Source organism: Micromonospora sp. NPDC047670 (assembly GCF_043204915.1).
Lineage (GTDB): Bacteria > Actinomycetota > Actinomycetes > Mycobacteriales > Micromonosporaceae > Micromonospora.
In genome coordinates, this window is the sequence record NZ_JBIDDA010000002.1 from 654,578 (window position 1) to 674,176 (window position 19,599).

Here is a 19,599-nt window from a genome sequence, read left to right on the forward strand (position 1 = left end):
ATAACCCATCGGCCGGTCGCCACACCGCCCCGACCGATCACTCCCGCCGGAGGCGCCAGCGCCCTCGGCGGGCCGACCGGCGTCGCCGACGAGTCTCCACCCGCGACGCCCGGGCCGGCCGGGTCAGCCCTCGATGTTGAAGCGCTGCAACACCGACGGGGCGACCAGCCCGAGCGCCGCGAGCACCGAGATCGCCGTCAGCACGGCCCGGACGACGACCACCTCGGTCTTGCTGCCGGCGCGCAGGGCGATCTTGTTGGGCAGGCCGACCGGCATCCACATCCGGCGCTTGATCGGGATCGGCCAGAGGATCGGCACCCCGGCCCTGGTGATCATGTCGCCGAGGATGTGCACGAAGCAGCCGACCCCGACGGCGGTGCCGATCAGCGGGTAGCCCCGGCCGCCGGGCAGGTTGGCGAAGGTGAACCAGGCCGCCGCGGCCGACGCGAGGGTCACGATGACCCAGCCGGCCCGCTCCGCCCACTTGTCGAACAGCCCGCGCAGGGCCAGCCCGAACATGAAGAAGAGGATCCCGATCACCGCCCACTTGCCGTACGCGGCGCAGAGCGCGGTGGTGCCCCAGCCGACCAGCAGGGTGAACGGGATGGTGTGGGTCAGCGTCCGGTGGCCGTTGTTGCGGCGCGGGTCCTTGCTGAGCTTCGTGGCGTAGTAGACCCCGAGCGAGATCTTCTCCATCACCTCGGCGATGAAGAGCGAGAACACCCCGAAGGTGCGGGCGACGGTCGCGCCGCCCTGGTTGCGGGTCACCTTGCCGGAGAGGTCGAGGTCGGGGAAGAGCGCCCCACCGGCGCAGACCGCGGTGCCGACGGCGAGTTCCAGCGGGGTCTGGTGGTAGTTGGCGAAGTGGTCCAGCGCCCAGGACCCGGCCAGCCACGCCGCCGCGCCGGACAACGCGTGGGACGGTCCCATCATGTCGGCTCACCCTCCCCAGGGATCTTGAGCGCCAAACTACGCCACTGTAGTTCGCCGCCGTGGCGCAGGGGCATCACCCGGACGGTCCACAGAGGGCGGTGCGAGGGAGGGGGCGTGCGGCCCCGCCGGGGCCACCAGGAAGTATCGCCGGCCGGTGGGCCGGCGGGTGGCGTTCTGTCGGCCACGCGACGGTGTGCCGAGGGGTGGCGCGGCGCGCCGTAGCCCCGATTCAGCAGGCGGCGCCGCCGACCGCGAGGAGGTTCCCCTCGGGGATGGTGATCTTCCGGCGGGTCCCGCCGAGCCGGGCGGCGGCCCGGCGGGCCTGCGCCGGGTCGTGGTCGCGGCGGGCGGTGGCGTACGTGCCGGCGGTCCGGGCCGCGATCGTGGCCCAGCCGTACCGCCGGCCGACCATCGTGCGGGCCCGCCGGGCCACCCGCCGGGCGAAGACCTCGTCGCCGAGGAGCTGGTCGACCGCGCCGGCGAGGGCGTCCGGGTCGCTGTGCGGGAAGGTCACGCCCGTCACGCCCGGCTCGACGATCTCCGCGAGGCCGCCGGTGCGGGCCACGGCCAGCGGCGCGCCGGCCGCCGCCGCCTCCAGCGCCACCATGCCGAACGGCTCGTAGAGGCTGGGCACCACCGTCGCGTCGGTGGCGCCGAGCACCGCCGGGAGCTGGGTGGCGTCCATGAAGCCGGCGAAGCGTACGGTCTGCCCGAGCGCGAGCCGGCGGGCCTCCTCCTCCAGTTCGGCGCGGTAGGGGCCGTCGCCCGCGATCACCACCCGCAGCCCGGGGTGCCGCTCGCGCAGGTACGGCACGGCGTGCACGAGGTGCTGCACGCCCTTCTCGTAGACGAGCCGGCCGGCGTAGCCGACGAGGGGACCGTCGCCGGCGAACCGGGCCCGGGCCGAGGCGACCGCCCGGGGTCGCGCCCGCCAGGCGCGGTCGTCGACCCCGTTGGGCACCACGTCGATCTGGTCGGCCGGCACGTCGAAGAGCGTGGCGACCTGGTCGCGCATGTATCCGGAGCAGGCGATGACGCGGCCGGACTCGCTGGCGAGCCAGTGTTCGACGCCGTGGATGGTGCGGTTCATCTCCTCGGGCAGCCAGCCCTGGTGTCGGCCGGCCTCGGTGGCGTGGATGGTGCTGACCAGGGGGATGTCGAGGTGTTCGCGCAGGGTCATGGCGGTGTGGGCGACGAGCCAGTCGTGGGCGTGGATGACGTCGTAGGTGCCGGCCTCGGTGGCGCGCAGGGCGGCGCGGGTGAGGGTGTGGTTGAAGGCCATGGTCCAGGCCAGCAGCGAGGAGGTGGCCAGGGGGAAGGTGACGGGGTCCTCGGCGGCGCGGACGATGCGGACGCCGTCGGCGTACTCCTCCAGGGGTGCGCCGTCGGCGTGGCGGGTGACGACGGTGACCTCGTGCCCGGCGGCGGCCAGGGCCACCGACAGGGCGTGCACGTGTCGGCCGAGGCCACCGACCAGCACCGGCGGGTACTCCCAGGAGAGCATCAGCACCCGCTGCGGCCGGGCGGGGTGGATGTCGATCACGTCGGCGTCAGGTGACATGCGGCCCCCTTTGAGTTGTCCCCGAGCGCGCGCGGACCGGCACCGTGGCAGGTGCCCGCCGGACGTCGCGACTGGATCGGGACCCATCCTGCTGGTGGTTGGCTAACCAGCGGAGACGCCGCCGTTGCGGTCGTGTAAAGCGCTACCGACCGGTGCGGCGGGCGCGGAGCACCTCGGCGACCGACCACGCCTGGAACGGGCAACCGGTCGCGCCGTGCGGCGCGAGGCCGTCGGCCGTCTCACTCACCGATCCTAGCCCGAATTCGGTCAGATGGGACTCGATGCCCACGAAAAGGTCGTCGACCGGCATCTTGGCCCGCCGGGCCGCGTCGACGTACGGGCCGAGCAGCCAGGGCCAGACCGTGCCCTGGTGGTAGGCGCCGTCCCGCTCGGCCGGCCCACCCCGGTGCCGACCGACGAACTCGGGCGAGTCGGGGGAGAGGCTGCGCGGGCCCAGCGGGGTGAGCAGCCCGGCGGCGATCCGGCGCAGGGTGGGCTCGTCGGGCTCCAGCGGGGCGTACGGCAGCGACCAGGCCAGCAGCTGGTTGGGGCGGAGCAGGTCGTCGTCGTGGTGCGCGGCCCCACCCAGCGGGTACGCCGGGGCGGGCGCGTCCACCACGTCGTGCAGCCAGCCCGTCGGGGCGGGGAACCGGTCCCGGAACGCGGTGACGGCCCGCTCGTGCAGCCGCCACAGGCCGGTCGCGTCCCGCCCGGCCAGCTCGGTCAGCTCGGCGAGGCCGGCCAGCCCGTTGACCCACAGCGCGTTGACCTCCACCGGCTTGCCGGTGCGTGGCGTGACCGGCACCCCGTACACCCGGGCGTCCATCCAGGTCAGCGCCGTCCCCGGGGTGCCACCCTGGGTGAGCAGGCCGTCGGCCGGGTCGACGGCGATGCCGAACCGGGTGCCGGCCAGGTGCGCGTCGACCACCCCGCGCAGCGCGGGCAGCAGTTCGTCGCCGAGGTCCGTGTCGCCGGTGACGGTGACGTGCCGGCTCACCGCGTGCAGGAACCACAGCGTCGCGTCGACGGTGTTGTACTCCACCCGGCCGGTGTCGGCGGTGTTGGCGAGCATTCCCTCCGACAGCGTCGCCGCGTACGACCGCAGCAGCTCCCGCCCCTCGTCGGCCCGGTTCGTGCAGAGGAACAGCCCCTCGTAGGAGATCATCGTGTCCCGCGACCAGGCGCCGAACCACGGGTAGCCGGCCACCACGTCCGGCCCGGTGCCCGTGCGGACCACGAACGCGTCGGCGGCCAGCGCGAGGGTCGCCTCGACCGGGTCGGCCGGCTTCGCCGCCGCCACGACCAGCCGGTTGCGGGACCGGGCCGCCGCGACCACCTCGGTCGCGGGCGGCGGCTCCTCGGCCAGGTCGCCCGCCCAGGCGAGCACCGACACCGTGTCGCCCGGGCGCCCCAGCTCGCCGGAGAAGCGGCCGGCGTACCAGAGGTCCTCGTCGGGGTGCAGGCCGCGCGCCGCCTCCTCCCGGTGGTGCGCGCCCAGCCACCACTGGCCCTGCGGGGTCCAGTCCGGTCCGGCGAGCCGGAACCCGCTCTCGACCACCGCGCCGCCGGGCGCCGGCTCCACCCGCGGGGCCGGGCCGTCGGCGCGGCGCTCGCCGTGCGCGTCCCGCCAGGTGCAGACGGCCGCCAGGTCGAGCCGCACCGGCCCGCCGGAGACCAGCCGGTGCACCACCGCGACGCCCGGGCGGCCGCGCGTCATCGCCAGCTCCCGTTCGATCACCACGTCGCCGATCCGCCAGCGCCACCGGGGCAGGCCGTCGGTCAGGTCGAACCGCTCCAGCAGCTCGAAGCCGCGCGGGTCGACGTCGCCGGAGGCCCACTCGTGCGCGCCCAGGCGCACCCGGGCGCCCGAGGGGAACAGCACGGCCGGGTCCAGGCTCGCCAGTCCCACCCGTCGGGACGCCGGCGTCTCCCCGGCCACCACCAGCAGACCGTGGTAGCGGCGGGTGCGCAGCCCGCTCACCGTGCCGGTGGCGTACCCGCCGAGACCGTCGGTGACCAGCCACTCCCGGGTCGCCCCGCCGGCCAGCTCCCCGCACACCTGCGGACCTAAACCAATGTCGATCAACTTTCCTCCACCAGCGGCGGCGTGCGACAGACCACGACGAGAATGGCCCGTGTGGTGAAGTCCCCCGGCGGCGTCGAAGATGTGCGAGTGATCACCGACATACCGCCCACCGACGACCGCGCGCCCGACCCCGAACGGCTCCGGCTGGCTCAGGCCGACGCCGGGGAGCAGGACTGGCGCGCATGGGGTCCCTATCTGTCCGAACGGGCGTGGGGGACGGTACGGGAGGACTACAGCGAGCACGGTACGGCCTGGGACTACTTCCCGCACGACCACGCGCGGTCCCGAGCCTACCGGTGGAGCGAGGACGGGATGGCGGGCGTCTGCGACGACCGGCAGACGTTCTGTTTCGCCCTGGCGCTGTGGAACGGCCAGGACCCGATCCTCAAGGAGCGGATGTTCGGCCTCGGCGGCGACGGCGGCAACCACGGCGAGGACGCCAAGGAGTACTGGTGGTACGAGGACTCCACGCCCACCCACTCCTGGATGCGTTGGCGCTACCACTACCCGCAGGCCGCCTTCCCGTACGACGAGCTGGTCGCGGTGAACGCCCTGCGCGGCCGGGACGACACCGAGTACGAGCTGGTCGACACCGGCATCTTCGACGACGACCGGTACTGGGCGGTGACCGTCGACTACGCCAAGGCGAGCCCGACGGACATGTGCATCGTGGTCACGGTCGCCAACCGGGGCGACCGGGCCGCCACCCTGCACGTGCTGCCCACCCTCTGGTTCCGCAACACGTGGGCGTGGGGGCTGCCCGGCGGCGACCGGGTGCCCCGGTTGGTCGGCGACGGTTCGCGGCTGGTGGGGGAGCACCGGGTGCTCGGCCAACTGCTGCTGGAGGGCGACGGCGAGCCCACCCCGCTGCTCTGTGACAACGACAGCAACGCCGAGCGGCTCTGGGGGCTGCCGGGCCGGTCCCGCTACCCGAAGGACGGCATCAACGACCACGTGGTCGACGGGGCAGCCACGGTCAACCCGGCGCGGGAGGGCACCAAGGGCGCGCTGCACTACGTGCTGGACGTGCCGGCCGGCGCGCAGCGACGGATCCGGCTGCGGCTGACCCGCACCGCCCCGCCGCCCGGCGGCACCCCGCCCCCGCCGGCGGACCTCGGCGACGGCTTCGACGCGGTCCTCTGGGCCCGGCGCGCGGAGGCGAACCGGTTCTTCGCGGGGGTGATCCCGGCCGCGGCGACGCCGGACGAGGCCCTGGTCGCCCGGCAGGCGATCGCCGGGCTGATGTGGGGCAAGCAGTTCTACCACTTCGACGTCAGGCGCTGGCTGGACGGCGACCCGGGCTCCGCGCCGCCGTCGGGCCGCCGGCACGGGCGCAACAGCGCCTGGTGGCACATGAACAGCTTCGACGTGATCTCCATGCCGGACCCGTGGGAGTACCCCTGGTACGCGGCGTGGGACCTGGCCTTCCACTGCGTCAGCATCGCCCGGGTCGACCCCGGCTTCGCCAAGGAGCAACTGCTGCTCCTGCTGCGCGAGTGGTACCTGCACCCCAACGGGCAGATCCCGGCGTACGAGTGGGCGTTCGGCGACGTGAACCCGCCGGTGCACGCCTGGGCGGCGCTCAAGGTGTTCGAGATCGACGGCAGCCGGGACCACGACTTCCTGGCCCGGGTGATGCACAAGCTGCTGCTGAACTTCACCTGGTGGGTCAACCGCAAGGACACCCTCGGCGACAACGTCTTCGAGGGGGGCTTCCTCGGGCTGGACAACGTCGGCCCGTTCGACCGCTCGGCGGCGCTGCCGGTGGCCGGGGTGCTGGAGCAGTCCGACGGCACGGCCTGGATGGCGATGTACGCCCTCAACCTGCTCGACATCGCCGTCGTGCTGGCCGAGCACGACCGCACCTGGGTCGACACCGCCACCAAGTTCTTCGAGCACTTCGCCTACATCGCCGCCGCCGCGTACGAGCAGGGGCTGTGGGACGCCGAGGACGCGTTCTTCTACGACGTGCTGCGGCTCGCCGACGGCAGCAAGGTGCCGCTGCGGGTCCGCTCGGTGGTGGGTCTGCTGCCGCTGGCCGCGACCACCCGGCTCACCGCGCGTACCCTGCACCGGCTGCCCGAGCTGGGCGCCCGGCTGCGCTGGTTCCTCACCAACCGCCCCGAGTACGCCGACGTGATCGGGGCCCGGCGGCTCGGCCCCGACGGCCGCCAACACCGGCTGCTGTCCATGGTCGGCCCGGAGCAGATCGTCCGGCTGCTGGCCCGGATGCTCGACCCCGACGAGTTCCTCTCCGAGTACGGCCTGCGCACGCTGTCCCGGGCGCACCTGGACAAGCCGTTCTCGGTGACCCTCGGCGGCCAGGAGTTCAGCGTCGGCTACGAGCCGGCCGAGTCGACCAGCGGCCTTTTCGGGGGCAACTCCAACTGGCGCGGCCCGATCTGGATGCCGACCAACTTCCTGCTGATCAGCGCGCTGCGCGACTACGCGGCCTTCTTCGGCGACGACCTGCAGGTGGAGTACCCGACCCGCTCGGGGGTGAAGCGGACCCTCGACGAGATCGCCGACGACCTCTCCGCGCGGCTGATCTCGTTGTTCACCCGCGACGGCTGGGGCCGACGGCCGATCTACGGCGCGGCCCAGCTCTTCCAGACCCACCCGGACTGGCGGGACCTGATCTGCTTCCCCGAGTATTTCCACGGCGACAACGGCGCCGGCCTGGGCGCCTGGCACCAGACCGGCTGGACGGCGCTGGTCGCCGACCTGATCCTCACGCTGCGCCGCTGACCCCGCCGCCACCGCACCGGCCTCTCCCGCCGGGCGCCCGCCATACCGGCGGAGAGTCGCCAATCCGTCGCGGAACGGCCGAAAGCCGTGACCGTCAGTAGCATCGACCGGGTGTCGCCAGCAGAGGGAGCAGACGCCGCCGAGCGGGACCGCCTGGTCGCGGCCGTCCGCGAGCTGGTCGAGGCCGAGGGGTGGGCGGCGGCGACCCACCGCCGCCTGGCCGAGCGCGCCGGGGTCGACATCGAGGCTCTCTACCGCCGCTTCCCGGACCCGGCCGCGCTCATGTCCGCCGTGGCGGTGCGGGGTTTCGCCGACCTGGCCGCCGCGCTCGCCGCCGCCCGCGCCGGTGCCGGCGACCGCGTGGGCTGGCCGGCCGTGGTGAGCGCCTACCTGGACTTCGCGTACGCCAATCCCGAGGTGTACGACACGATGCTCGCCCACACCGCGGACCTCACCCTCGGTCGCGACCCGGCGCCGGGCGCGCCGCGGGCCGCCTTCGCCGAGCTGCGCGCCGCCGTGGCGCCGCTGGCGGCCGGCCGCGACCCGGACACGCTCGCCGAGCTCGGCTGGGCGCTGCTGCACGGCATGGTGATGCTGACCCGGGGCGGGCGGCTGCGCCCGGACACGCAGGAGCAGCGGGAGGAGATGGCCGTCGCCCGGCTGCTCGCCGGACCGTGACCCCGCCACCGGCTGCCCGCCGGAGTGTGTCCACGCCACCGGCTGCCCCTGCCTGCTGCGGGTGCCGGCTCGCCGGGGCGCCCCGGCGGAACCCGGATGACCCGGCCGGCGGCGCCCAGTACCGTGGCTGCGGCCGTCGACGGGAGGAGCAGCCATGGGGGACACGACGCGCCGGCGCGACGGGCAGGTGCTCGTCTTCGATGCCGACGACACGCTCTGGGAGAACAACGTCCTGTTCGAGCGGGTGATCGACGACTTCCTGGAGTGGCTGGACCACCCGACCCTCGACCGGGCCGAGACCCGGGCCATCCTCGACGACATCGAGCGGGCCAACGCGGTCGCCCACGGTTACGGCAGCAAGGTGTTCCTGCGCAGCCTGGCGGAGTGCCTGGAGCGGTTGCGCCGGCGGCCCGCCACGGAGGCGGAGCGGCGCGAGATCGAGGGCCTCGCGGCGGCGTTGGTCGAGCACCGGGTCGAGCTGATGCCCGGCGTCGCCGAGGCGCTGGACGAGCTGGCTCCCCGGCACGAGCTGCTGCTGCTGACCAAGGGTGACCGTGAGGAGCAGCAGCGCAAGCTCGACGCCTGCGGGCTGCTGCACCACTTCCGGGCCGCGCACATCGTGCGCGAGAAGGACGTCGACACCTACCGGTGGCTGGCCCGGGAGCACGCCCTCGACCCGGCGGTCACCTGGATGGTCGGCAACTCCCCGAAGTCCGACATCCTGCCCGCCCGCGCCGCCGGCATGAACGCCGTGTTCATCCCCAACGACAACACCTGGGTGCTGGAGCAGGACGAGCTGGACCCGACCGACCCGGGCGTGCTGCGGCTGTCCGCCTTCCCCGAACTGCTGCTCCACTTCTGAGCCGGATCACCGCACCCCGGCGGCGGACCGCGTCTCGGGGGGTCCTCGGCCAGGGCGCGCGTGCGACCGCGCCGAGCCCACCACCGCCGACGCCGGAAACCGCATCCGGATCGCGCTGATCCGGCTCGCGGCCGCCCGTTCGTCCGGTCCGCGTCCGCTGGGCCGTACGCTGGTCGCCGGCGACGGCACGGGCACCTCGACGCAGTGGTCGCCTCGACGGGGAACAGCGCTGGCCCACAGGGCCGTGTTACGTCGACATGCCGCTTTTTCACCTTGACATCAATCACGCTCGCCCGGCCCCGGTTCGTCCTTGTCCGGCCCGCGAACGCGCGCCTAACCTGATCCGGCGTTCACGGCTCTTCGGGGTGAGTCGGGGGCGTGCCGAAGTCCGGTAGTTGGGCACCGTGGAGCTGAGTGCAGGCGGCAGGCTCGCCGCGTTGGGCCCGGCGTGGGCGGCGTGCCACGCCCGCGGGCTCACGCGGCGAAGTCCGCTACCACGCCGGACGGCTGGGGGTCAGGGCCGGGGAGTTGCGGACCCGGTCCTGACCCGCCCGGCAGGTGCCATGCCGACCCCGGCCTTACACGAAGGGGCCAGGGGAACCATGCTGCCAGGGAATCGCGGGAACGTGTGCCGGCTGCCAGGACGCGCGGCGTGAACCGGAGAGGTCTGCTGCTTGCCGCCGCGGGCGCGGCGGCGTCCGCCGTCGTCGCCCCCGCGGCGCGCGCCGCCGCGGCCCCCGCGGTCGTGGCGACCCCGGACACCTGGAGCAGCACCACGACCGTGGCCCGCTACCCGAGCGACCGGCGCATGTGGGTGGACCCGAACAACCGCGCCGCGAAGCTGCGGACGCTGCCGGTGGAGTGCCGGCAGGTCATCGTCGTCGGCGGCGCCAGCTACACCACCACCTACGCGACCCTCGAGACGTACGCCAAGGTGCTGGGCCACTGGCGGCGGGTCTCGGCCGTGCTGCCCGCCCGGGTCGGCTCTAAGGGGTTCAGCGACAACCACGTGGAAGGGGTGCCGACCACCCCGACCGGGGTCTACTCCATCGGCCCGACCATGTACGGCATCGCGGCCAACCCGGGCGTGCGCTACCCGTACCACCGCCTGGTCAGCGGCGACTGGTGGAACGAGAACCCGGATTCCCCGCTCTACAACACCTTCCAGCACAGCGCCACCAACCCCGGCGGCTACAGCGAGGCGCTGTGGCGGGAGACGCCCGCGTACACGCACTTCGCGGTCATCACCTACAACATGCCGCCGAACGTGGCGAAGCCCGTGCCGAACGCGGGCAGCGGCATCTTCCTGCACGAGTTCAGCACGAGCGGCGGCAACGCCACCGCCGGCTGCGTCAGCCTCTCGCACGCCGACCTGGTGGCCGTGCTGCGGTGGCTCAACCCGGCGCTGTCCCCGCGCATCGTGATCAGCCCGTACGCGAACCTCGACCGCTACTGAGATGAGCGGTTGGGTCGACGTCTACCAGCGCGACGACGGCCGCCTCTACGTGTCCAGCCACTCCCGCGTCGTGGGCGGCCCGAGGGTGGTGAACGGCTGGTGCGAGGCGGTCGCCGGCGACGTGGCCGACGGCCGGCTCGGCGCGCTGGTGTGCGACGGCCTGCGGGCCGGCGAGCAGCCGTTGCGGGACGTCACGGCGGCCGACGTGCGGGGGTTCCTGCGCCCGCTGCTGGCGTCGGCGCAGGTCCGTTCCGTCGCGGAGTTCGCGCGGGGCACCCGGGCGGTGGGCGTCGAGCGGGACGCCTTCGGCGCCTACGTGGTCGTCGCCACCGAGAACCGGGGCGCCGGCCTCGGGTTCGTGTTCACGGACACCACGATCGTCGTCCCGGCGGAGGCCGTCGCCGACGAGATCGGCAGGGCCGTGCGGCGAGCGCTCGCCTCCTCCTGCGACCTCGGGGGACGACGACACCGCCGTTGACGCCGCCCGGCCGGTGGACGAGGCCGGGCGGCCGGTGGACCGGACGACCCGCGCGGGGTGCTCGGGTCGTCCGGTCCACCGGGCTCGGGCCGGCGAGCCCCAGCGTGGCCAGAGATCCGGATGACGTGCACGGCGACCTCCTGTGCGGCGACTGGAGGGAGAGTCAGGCGGCCACGGGGACCTCGCGTTCGGCGTCCTGTGTGGACGTCCGGGTCCGGGGCAGGACGAGATAGGTCAGGGCCAGTCCGATCAGGCTCAGTGCCGCGCCCGCCAGGCCGGTCCAGCGCAGTGCGCCGGCGGCGACGATCGCGCCGCCGATGACCGAGCCCGCGGCGGCGCCGAGGTTGAAGGCACCCACGTTGACGGTGACGGCAAGGGTGGGAGCGGTGCCCGCGTGGTGCAGGATCAGGCCCTGCAGCGGGGCGATGGTCGCCGTCGCGAGCAGGCCGAGCACCAGCACCGCGACCACGGCGGTGGGCTGCCACACCACGGCGAACGGGACGAGCAGGAGCGTCCCCGTCAGCCCGCCGAAGACCCCGCGCACGGTCGCGCTCATGGACCTGTCGGTCAGCTTCCCGGCGGTGAGGTTGCCGAGGAAACTGCCCGCGCCGTAGGCGAGCAGCAGACCGGAGACCATCGCGGCGGAGAAACCGGAGACGCGGGTCAGCAGCGGGGCGATGTAGGTGAACACGGTGGCGACCCCGGAGAAGCCCACCGCGGTGGTGGCGATCGCGAGCACGACGGGCCGACGCGTCACCACCCGTACCTCGTCACGTGGTCGCGTCGACGGTGCCGCCTGCCGGGGCAGCACGGCGGCCAGGAGCACGGCGCCCGCCAGGGCGAGAGCGGTCAGCGCGACGAACGGAACCCGCCATCCGGCACTCTGCCCGAGCAGCGCCCCCAGGGGCACCCCGAGGAGCGTGGCCACCGTGAAGCCGGAGGCGACGGTAGCGATGGCCGAGCCCGTCTTCTCGGCCGGGACCACCCGGGTCGCCGTCACCAGCGCCAGGGCGAGGAAGGCGGCGTGACTGAGCGAGGACACCACGCGGCCCACCAGGAGCAGACCGAACGACGGTGCCACGGCGCTGATCGCGCTGCCGGCCGCGAACAGCAGCATCAGGCCGACGGCGAGGCCCTTTCGCGGCAGCCGCGCGGTCGCCAGGGCCACCACCGGACCTCCGACCACCACGCCGAGGGCGTACGCGGTCACCGCCTGTCCGGCGGTTCCGATCGGGACGTGCAGGTCGGCTCCCACCTGGGGCAGCAGGCCGGCGATCAGGTACTCGGAGGTACCCACGACGAAGACGCTCGCACACAACGCCACGAGCGTCGCGAAACCCTTGTTCACGTTCACGCCGCAGAGGCTAAAGTCTCACATCGGTATGAGAGTCAAGTCGAGCGGGCATGTCCGCGAGGCGTGGGGAGGCCGTGTGCGTATCGGTGAGCTGTCCCGGCGGACCGGCGTGGCCGTGCACCTGCTGCGCTACTACGAGGAGCAGGGCCTGCTCCATCCGCAGCGGCGCCCCAGCGGTTACCGGGAATACGTCGAGGAGGACGTGGCCGTCGTCCGCCGCATCCGCAGCCTGCTGGCGGCCGGCCTGAGCACCTCGACGATCACCACCGTCCTGCCGTGCCTGCGGGACAACGGCGATCGTCTGGTCCCCACCTGCGCGGACCTGCTCGCCGACCTCCACCAGGAGCGCGACCGCATCGCCCAGGCCATCGCCGACCTCCAGGCCTCGATGGCCGCCCTCAACGACGTCATCGCCGCGGCCCCGGCAGACGTCACCCGCCGCGCGTTGGCCGCACGGCACGCATGAGCGAAGCCGGTCCTCGCCGACGGTCCCCGCGACCTTTCCTCGTCGTGTGGGGGCCCGGCAGCCTGCCTCAGGAGACCTCGCCGCGCACGATCGCCACCGCCACCCGGCAGAACTCGTCCATGTCCGGCTCGAAGCCGGCCGCGATGTCGGGGTGCAGGCCGCCGCGCGTCTCGTCGAGCAGTCGCTGGCAGACCTGCTCGACCGGCTCGCCGGCGTAGCTGGCGCTGACCCGTTCCGTCGCGGCCTGCAGCGCCGAGGTCAGCTGGTCCTCCAGCGGGCCGCGCAGCTTCTGCTGCACGGGATCGAGCCCGCGAGGGTCCAGCGTGACGTGTGGCTCCGACATCGGCGCTCCCTTCGTCGGCGTCCGCGGTACCCCACCGCGGCCGTCGGTCAAACCACGTTCGGTACGGCGGCGACCCGCACCTGGTACGAGAAGTCCTCCGCCGGTTCCTCGACGTACGACAGCCGGCGGATCTGCCGGTCGTCGTCGTAGAGGGCGACGTCCACGAGGACGCCGAGGTGCGCCAGGCCGATGCTGGCCACCCGCTTCTTGTCCTGGAGCACCGCACACACCCCGCCCAGCAGGGTGCTGGCGTCGGAGGTGCGGTGCCCCGGCGGGCAGCGCAGCACGAGGTCCACCTCGATCGGCCCCGACAGCGGGGTCCAGCCGGTGCGCTGGGCCGCCTCGCAGGCCGCCAGGAGCAGGGCGCGGACCCTCGTCGCCTGCCGGTGCCCGGCGGCGAAGATGGACAGCGCCTCGGTCTTGACCGGTGGCAGGCCGCTCACCTCGAACGTCAGGGCGAGAGCGCGGGTGTCCTGCACGACGGCACCTCCTCGTTGGGGACGATCCTGCCCAACCGGTGGCGCGGCAGAGGGAGTTCCCGCGAGAACCAACCGATCGGACGGGGCTGGGGTCGGCCGGAGGCGTGTCGACGGCGGCGGCGAACGCGCTGGCTGCGGAGTTACGGAAACGTTAGTCGACCCGGGGGCCGCTGGGTAGCCCGCCGCTCACCGGCTGGGACGCGGCGCGAAGGCGCAGAACTCGTTGCCCTCCGGGTCGGCCAGGACCCACCAGCCGACGGCGTCGTCCGGCTCGCGCAGCAGCGTCGCGCCGGCCCGGATCAGCGCGGTCGGCTCCGGGTCGGTCAGGTCGACGTCCCAGTGCATCCGGTTCTTGACCGACTTGCGCTCCGGCACCGGGACGAAGACCCACCGGTCCCACGGGAAGCCGCCGGCGTCCACCACGAACCCGACGCCCGTCGCACTGGTGTCGGCCCTGCCGCCGGTCACGCCGGCCCACCAGGCGGACTGGGCGGCGGGGTCGGCCGCGTCGACGATCAGCTCGAACGGGCCGGGCCGGGCGCCCTCCCCGGGCGGGAACGCGCAGAACTGGTTGCCGTCCGGGTCGGCCAGCACCCACCAGTCGACCTCCGCGTCCGGCTCGCGTACCAGCCGGGCGCCGGCCGCCAGCAGTGCCGCCGGGTCGGCCTCGGCCAGGCGTAGGTCCAGGTGTACGCGGGTCTTGGCCGTACGCGGCTCGGGCACCCGGTTGACCCAGATCGACTCCGCGTCGGAGCGGGCCGTGCGGGGGTCGACCCGGGTGTCGCCGTCGTCGAGGTCCACGAGGTCGCCGTCGAGCACCCGGGCCCAGAAGGCTCCCGTCTCGCGGGGGTCTGCGGCGTCCAGACAGAGGTCCTTGAAGCGCGCGATCATCGGCCCATCATGCCGCCGTCGCCCGCCCCGGCCGACCCGCCACCCCGCGTGGGGGGTCAGTGGCGGGCGCGCTTGACCTCGTGGAAGGCGGGCATGCGGATCAGGGGCAGCAGCGAGTCCCAGATGGTCAGGGCGTCGTCGGTGCCGGGCACCTCGGTCAGGATCGGGCCGTGGACGCCCCGGTCGGCGCCGGGCACCATCAGCACGGGCGAGCCGACGTCCGGGCCGGCGGAGGCGTACGCCAGCGCGTGCGACTCGCGTACCGCGTCGTCCCAGCGGTCGTCGTCGAGGGCCGGCGCGGCCTGCTCCAGGCCCGCCGCCTCGACGGCCGCCGCCACGATCCTCGGCGACAGCGGGTTGCCGGCGTCGTGGCTGCGGGCACCGAGTTCGGCGTAGAACCGGGCGGCGTCGTCGTGGCGGCCGTCGGCGCGCAGCGCCTCCACCAGGCGCAGCGCCCGGCTGGACGTGGCCATCGCCTCGGCGAACTGCGGTGGGACGTTGCCCTCGTTGAGGATGGCCAGGCTGAACGCCCGCCACTCGACGTGCAGGGTGCGGGCGTCGGCGACGGCGACCAGCCAGCGGGAGGCGCGCCAGGTCCACGGGCAGGCGGGGTCGAAGAAGAAGGTGGCGTCCATCGGCCGAGCGTACGGGTGCCGGGGTCGCCGCGCACGGCGGTGATCCGGGCCACACCGGGCCCTGTCGGGGCCGTCTCACCAGCGTCAGGTTTCGCCGCTTCGCAGGTCGGGCAGTGTTGGGGCCACGAAACCCCCGGGGCCGCGGATTCGCTGGTCAGCGCCCCTGAGAGTTCCGCCGTGCGCCGGGGCACGGAGCCCTACCCCGGCTTTGGCCGACACGAGGGGAGGGGTGATGAGCGACCCTGACAAGGCCCGACGCCGAAGGCGGCCACGCGTGCGCGCGCTGGCCGCGGCCGCGGCGTTGACGCTGGTGGCGCCGACGGCGGCCGCCTGCGGTTCCGGCGGGGACGGCGGTACGCCCACGATCAACCTGTACTACCCGCCGGAGCAGAACCTGCAGAAGGTCGTCGACGACTGCAACGCGCAGGCGCAGGGGCGCTACAAGATCGCCTATCGGGTGCTGCCGCGGCAGGCGGACGACCAGCGGGTGCAGCTGGTCCGCCGGCTGGCCGCGCAGGACAGCGGGATGGACGTGCTCGGCCTCGACGTCACCTGGACCCAGGAGTTCGCCAGCGCCGACTGGATCCGGGAGTGGACCGGGCAGGACAAGGCCGAGGTGGAGCAGGGCACCCTCGCCGGCCCGCTGGAGACGGCCCGCTATCAGGACAAGCTCTACGGCGCCCCGAAGAACACCAACGTGCAGCTGCTCTGGTACCGCAAGGACCTCGTGCCCGAGCCGCCGAAGACGTGGGACCAGATGATCTCGGTGGCGCAGGAGCTGAAGCAGCAGGGCAAGGCCCACCAGGTGCTCACCATGGGCGCCCAGTACGAGGGCCTCGTGGTCCTCTACAACACCCTCGCCGAGAGCGCCGGCGGCAAGATCCTCAGCGACGACGGCGAGCAGGCCGTGCTGGACGCCGGCGCCGTCCGGGCGCTGGAGCAGCTCCAGCGGTTCGCCACGTCGGGCGTGACGTCGCCGTCGTTCAGCAACGCCACGGAGGACCCCGTCCGGCTGGAGTTCCAGTCCGGCAGCGGCGCGTTCCAGGTGAACTGGCCGTTCGTCTACCCGGCGATGCAGGAGGCCAACCCGGAGCTGGCGAAGCAGGTCGGCTGGGCGCGGATCCCCGGCATCGACGAGAGCACGCCGAGCAAGGTCACCATCGGCGGGGTCAACATGGCCGTCAGCGCGTACTCGAAGCACCCCGAGGAGTCCTTCGAGGCGGCCCGGTGCATCCGCAACGAGAAGAACCAGAAGTTCTCCGCGATCAACGACGGCGTGCCGCCGACCATCGAGAAGGTCTACGACGACCCGGAGATGGCCGAGGCGTACCCGATGCGGGAGACCATCCTCGAGGAGCTCAAGGACCCGGCGGTCCGGCCGCTGACCCCCGCGTACCAGAGCATCTCCACCGTCATGTCGGCGATTCTGTCGCCGCCGTCGGCCATCGACCCGCAGCGGACGGCCGACGAGCTGCGCGACGCCATCGCCGACGCCCTCGAATCGAAGGGGGTCCTGCCGTGAGCGAGCGCGCCCGGCCACTCGACGCCGACGGCCCGGAGGTGGCGGCATGAGCGTCAACGCCACCCCGGCGGGCGCCGACGTGACCGCCGAGGAGACCGCCAGTCGGTCCGGCCGGCACGCCGCCGTGCCGGCCCAGCGGGCCGGCAGTGGCCGCAAGGCCCCGCTGAGCGAGAACAAGAAGGCCGAGCGGCGGCTGGGCTGGCTGCTCTGCGCCCCCGCCGCGCTGGTCATGGTGCTGGTGACGGCCTACCCGATCCTCTACTCGGTCTGGCTGTCGTTGCAGCGCTTCGACCTGCGCTTCCCCGACGAGCGCGAGTTCGTCGGGCTGGAGAACTACGCCACCGTGCTGTCCAACGAGTTCTGGTGGACGGCGTTCGGGGTCACCGCCCTGATCACCGTGGTCACCGTCGCGATCGAGCTGGTCCTCGGCATGGGGCTCGCGCTGATCATGCACCGCACGCTGGTCGGCCGGGGCCTCGTCCGGACCTCCGCGCTGATCCCGTACGGCATCGTCACGGTGGTCGCGGCGTTCTCCTGGCGGTACGCGTGGACGCCCGGAACCGGCTACCTGGCGAACCTGTTCAGCGAGGGCGCGCCGTTGACCGAGCGGGCCAGCTCGCTGGCGATCATCATGCTGGCCGAGATCTGGAAGACCACGCCGTTCATGGCGCTGCTGCTCATGGCCGGCCTGGCGCTGGTGCCGGAGGACCTGCTCAAGGCCGCCTCCACCGACGGCGCCACCGCGTGGCAGCGGTTCACCAAGGTGATGCTGCCGGTGATGAAGCCGGCGATCCTCGTCGCGTTGCTGTTCCGCACCCTGGACGCGTTCCGGGTGTTCGACAACATCTTCGTGCTGACCGCGGGCGGCAACGAGACCTCGTCGGTGTCGATGCTCGCCTACAACAACCTGATCCGGGGCCTGAACCTCGGCATCGGGTCGACGATGTCGGTGCTGATCTTCCTCACCGTGGCGATCATCGCCTTCGTCTTCGTGAAGCTGTTCGGTACCGCTGCCCCGGGCAGCGACGACGGGGAGAGGCGCTGAGATGGCTGAGACCACCACCCGGGCGAAGCTGCGCTGGGGCCTGCTGGACGCCATCGTGGTCGTCTTCGCCCTGGTCCCGGTCCTCTGGATCATGTCGCTGTCGTTCAAGACGCCGGCGACCCTGACGGACGGGAAGTTCATCCCGCAGGAGTGGACGCTCGACAACTACCGGACGATCTTCTCCACCGACCAGTTCGTCCGGGCCCTGATCAACTCGATCGGCATCGCCCTGATCGCCACCCTGATCGCCGTGGTGCTGGGCGCCATGGCCGCGTACGCGATCTCCCGGCTGGACTTCCCCGGCAAGCGGCTGCTGGTCGGCGTCTCCCTGCTGATCGCGATGTTCCCGCAGGTGTCGCTGGTGTCGCCGCTGTTCGAGATCGAGCGGCAGCTCGGCCTCTTCGACACCTGGCCGGGGCTGATCCTGCCGTACATCACCTTCGCGCTGCCGCTGGCGATCTACACGCTGTCGGCGTTCTTCAAGCAGATCCCGTGGGACCTGGAGAAGGCGGCGAAGATGGACGGTGCGACGCAGGGTCAGGCGTTCCGGCGGGTCATCGCCCCGCTGGCCGCGCCGGGGCTGTTCACCACGGCGATCCTGGTCTTCATCTTCTGCTGGAACGACTTCCTCTTCGCCATCACGCTGACCTCCACCGAGCGGGCCCGCACGGTGCCGGTGGCGCTGTCGTTCTTCACCGGCGAGTCGCAGTTCGAGGACCCCACCGGGGCGATCTGCGCCGCCGCCGTGGTGATCACCATTCCGATCATCCTGTTCGTCCTCTTCTTCCAGCGCCGCATCGTCTCCGGCCTGACCTCCGGCGCAGTCAAGGGATAGGTGGTAGTCATGGCTGACATCGTGCTCGACAAGGTGAGCAAGAGGTTCCCGGACGGGACCGTGGCGGTGCAGGACGTCGACCTGGAGATCGCCGACGGCGAGTTCGTGATCCTGGTCGGCCCGTCCGGCTGCGGGAAGTCCACCACCCTGAACATGATCGCGGGCCTGGAGGACATCAGCTCCGGCGAGCTGCGCATCGGCGGCGAGCGGGTCAACGACAAGGCCCCCCGGGACCGCGACATCGCGATGGTCTTCCAGTCGTACGCGCTCTACCCCAACATGACCGTGCGGGAGAACATGGCGTTCCCGCTGCGGCTGGCGAAGCTGGACAAGGAGACGATCAACCGGAAGGTGGAGGAGGCGGCGAAGGTCCTGGAGCTGACCGCGCTGCTGGACCGCAAGCCGGCCAACCTCTCCGGCGGCCAGCGCCAGCGGGTGGCGATGGGCCGGGCGATCGTCCGGCAGCCGAAGGCGTTCCTGATGGACGAGCCGCTGTCCAACCTCGACGCCAAGCTGCGGGTGCAGATGCGCACCGTGGTGTCGCGCCTGCAGAAGCAGCTCGGCACCACCACCGTCTACGTCACCCACGACCAGACCGAGGCGATGACCCTCGGCGACCGCGTGGTGATCATGCGGGGCGGCGCGGTGCAGCAGGTCGGCCCGCCGCAGGAGCTGTACGACCACCCGCGCAACCTCTTCGTGGCCGGGTTCATCGGCTCGCCGTCGATGAACTTCCTGCACGCGGCGGTCGAGGACGGCACGCTGCGCACGGCGCTGGGCGACGTGCCGATCGGCGAGCGGATCCGGCGCGAGCTGGAGGGGGCGGACGCGCCGCGCGAGCTGATCCTCGGCATCCGGCCGGAGCACTTCGAGGACGCCGACCTGATTGACGACGACACCCGCCGCCGGGGCCTGGAGTTCGAGGCGCCGGTCGACATCGTCGAGTCGATGGGCTCCGACAAGTACGTCTACTTCAGCGTCGAGGGGGAGCGCGCCAGCGCCGCCGAGCTGGAGGAGTTGGCGGCCGACGCGGGTGCGGACTTCAGCGGCGGCGGCACCAGCCTGGTGACCCGGCTCTCGGCCGAGTCCCCGGTGCGGGAGGGGCAGTCCCGGCGGGTCTGGTTCAACCTGGAGAAGATCCACCTGTTCGACCCCTCGAACGGCCGCAACCTGACCCTGCACGAGGGCCGGGCGGCGGGAGCGCTCGCCGACTGACGCGACGACGCG

At 72.9% G+C, this 19,599-nt stretch carries 18 protein-coding genes; 10 read left to right on the forward strand and 8 right to left on the reverse strand.

Annotated features, from left to right (window positions below; genetic code table 11):
• Positions 1-123: 123 nt before the first annotated feature.
• The 3 genes from ACGF7U_RS07600 to ACGF7U_RS07610 form a co-directional block, all read right to left on the reverse strand.
• Complete coding sequence (locus tag ACGF7U_RS07600; protein ID WP_393103992.1) at positions 124-933, reverse strand: metal-dependent hydrolase; 810 nt, start codon at positions 931-933, stop codon at positions 124-126.
• Positions 934-1,162: 229 nt separating this feature from the next.
• Positions 1,163-2,494, reverse strand: a complete 1,332-nt coding sequence (locus ACGF7U_RS07605; protein ID WP_393103994.1) for a glycosyltransferase family 4 protein — start codon at positions 2,492-2,494, stop codon at positions 1,163-1,165.
• 142 nt (positions 2,495-2,636) lie between these two features.
• Positions 2,637-4,580 carry an amylo-alpha-1,6-glucosidase gene (locus tag ACGF7U_RS07610; protein ID WP_393103996.1) on the reverse strand — a complete coding sequence of 648 codons (1,944 nt, stop codon included), beginning with the start codon at positions 4,578-4,580 and terminating at the stop codon, positions 2,637-2,639.
• Between the two features lie 42 nt (positions 4,581-4,622).
• Between ACGF7U_RS07610 and ACGF7U_RS07615 the strand changes: the two genes are divergently transcribed.
• The 5 genes from ACGF7U_RS07615 (at position 4,623) to ACGF7U_RS07635 (ending at position 10,802) form a co-directional block, all read left to right on the forward strand.
• Positions 4,623-7,328, forward strand: coding sequence for a glucosidase (locus ACGF7U_RS07615; protein ID WP_393103998.1), 2,706 nt, complete (start codon positions 4,623-4,625; stop codon positions 7,326-7,328).
• A gap of 111 nt (positions 7,329-7,439) precedes the next feature.
• Positions 7,440-8,006 (forward strand): TetR/AcrR family transcriptional regulator, encoded by a 567-nt coding sequence (locus ACGF7U_RS07620; protein ID WP_393104000.1) that lies wholly within the window; start codon positions 7,440-7,442, stop codon positions 8,004-8,006.
• A 154-nt stretch (positions 8,007-8,160) separates the two neighbouring features.
• On the forward strand, positions 8,161-8,868 hold the full coding sequence (locus ACGF7U_RS07625) for an HAD family hydrolase (RefSeq protein ID WP_393104002.1): 708 nt from the start codon (positions 8,161-8,163) through the stop codon (positions 8,866-8,868).
• 652 nt (positions 8,869-9,520) lie between these two features.
• Positions 9,521-10,324 (forward strand): L,D-transpeptidase, encoded by an 804-nt coding sequence (locus tag ACGF7U_RS07630; protein WP_393104004.1) that lies wholly within the window; start codon positions 9,521-9,523, stop codon positions 10,322-10,324.
• Between the two features lies 1 nt (position 10,325).
• Positions 10,326-10,802, forward strand: a complete 477-nt coding sequence (locus ACGF7U_RS07635; protein WP_393104006.1) for a hypothetical protein — start codon at positions 10,326-10,328, stop codon at positions 10,800-10,802.
• A 163-nt stretch (positions 10,803-10,965) separates the two neighbouring features.
• Here ACGF7U_RS07635 and ACGF7U_RS07640 read toward each other — a convergent pair whose 3' ends face one another.
• Entirely contained in the window at positions 10,966-12,156 is a 1,191-nt protein-coding gene (locus tag ACGF7U_RS07640) for an MFS transporter (RefSeq protein WP_393104008.1), read from the reverse strand.
• A gap of 76 nt (positions 12,157-12,232) precedes the next feature.
• Here ACGF7U_RS07640 and ACGF7U_RS07645 point away from each other — a divergent pair, with 76 nt between their 5' ends.
• Positions 12,233-12,622: a MerR family transcriptional regulator gene (locus ACGF7U_RS07645; RefSeq protein ID WP_393104010.1), complete on the forward strand. Its 390-nt coding sequence runs from the start codon at positions 12,233-12,235 to the stop codon at positions 12,620-12,622.
• Positions 12,623-12,689: 67 nt separating this feature from the next.
• On the opposite strand, the gene ACGF7U_RS07650 is transcribed toward ACGF7U_RS07645, so the two are convergent.
• The 4 genes from ACGF7U_RS07650 to ACGF7U_RS07665 all read right to left on the reverse strand — a co-directional run bounded on the left by ACGF7U_RS07650 (position 12,690) and on the right by ACGF7U_RS07665 (position 14,970).
• Complete coding sequence (locus tag ACGF7U_RS07650) at positions 12,690-12,965, reverse strand: hypothetical protein (protein WP_393104012.1); 276 nt, start codon at positions 12,963-12,965, stop codon at positions 12,690-12,692.
• 47 nt (positions 12,966-13,012) lie between these two features.
• Positions 13,013-13,444, reverse strand: a complete 432-nt coding sequence (locus ACGF7U_RS07655; RefSeq protein ID WP_393104014.1) for a hypothetical protein — start codon at positions 13,442-13,444, stop codon at positions 13,013-13,015.
• Between the two features lie 186 nt (positions 13,445-13,630).
• Positions 13,631-14,335 (reverse strand): VOC family protein, encoded by a 705-nt coding sequence (locus ACGF7U_RS07660; RefSeq protein ID WP_393104016.1) that lies wholly within the window; start codon positions 14,333-14,335, stop codon positions 13,631-13,633.
• A 56-nt stretch (positions 14,336-14,391) separates the two neighbouring features.
• Positions 14,392-14,970, reverse strand: a complete 579-nt coding sequence (locus tag ACGF7U_RS07665; RefSeq protein ID WP_393104018.1) for a DsbA family protein — start codon at positions 14,968-14,970, stop codon at positions 14,392-14,394.
• A gap of 232 nt (positions 14,971-15,202) precedes the next feature.
• On the opposite strand from ACGF7U_RS07665, the gene ACGF7U_RS07670 reads away from it, so the two are divergent.
• Genes ACGF7U_RS07670 through ACGF7U_RS07685 form a run of 4 tightly spaced genes read left to right on the forward strand, consistent with a single transcriptional unit; the run spans position 15,203 to position 19,587 of the window.
• Positions 15,203-16,492: an ABC transporter substrate-binding protein gene (locus ACGF7U_RS07670; protein ID WP_393104020.1), complete on the forward strand. Its 1,290-nt coding sequence runs from the start codon at positions 15,203-15,205 to the stop codon at positions 16,490-16,492.
• 46 nt (positions 16,493-16,538) lie between these two features.
• On the forward strand, positions 16,539-17,537 hold the full coding sequence (locus ACGF7U_RS07675) for a carbohydrate ABC transporter permease (RefSeq protein ID WP_393104022.1): 999 nt from the start codon (positions 16,539-16,541) through the stop codon (positions 17,535-17,537).
• Between the two features lies 1 nt (position 17,538).
• Positions 17,539-18,372 (forward strand): carbohydrate ABC transporter permease, encoded by an 834-nt coding sequence (locus ACGF7U_RS07680; protein ID WP_393104024.1) that lies wholly within the window; start codon positions 17,539-17,541, stop codon positions 18,370-18,372.
• 9 nt (positions 18,373-18,381) lie between these two features.
• Complete coding sequence (locus ACGF7U_RS07685; protein ID WP_393104026.1) at positions 18,382-19,587, forward strand: ABC transporter ATP-binding protein; 1,206 nt, start codon at positions 18,382-18,384, stop codon at positions 19,585-19,587.
• Positions 19,588-19,599 lie beyond the last annotated feature (12 nt).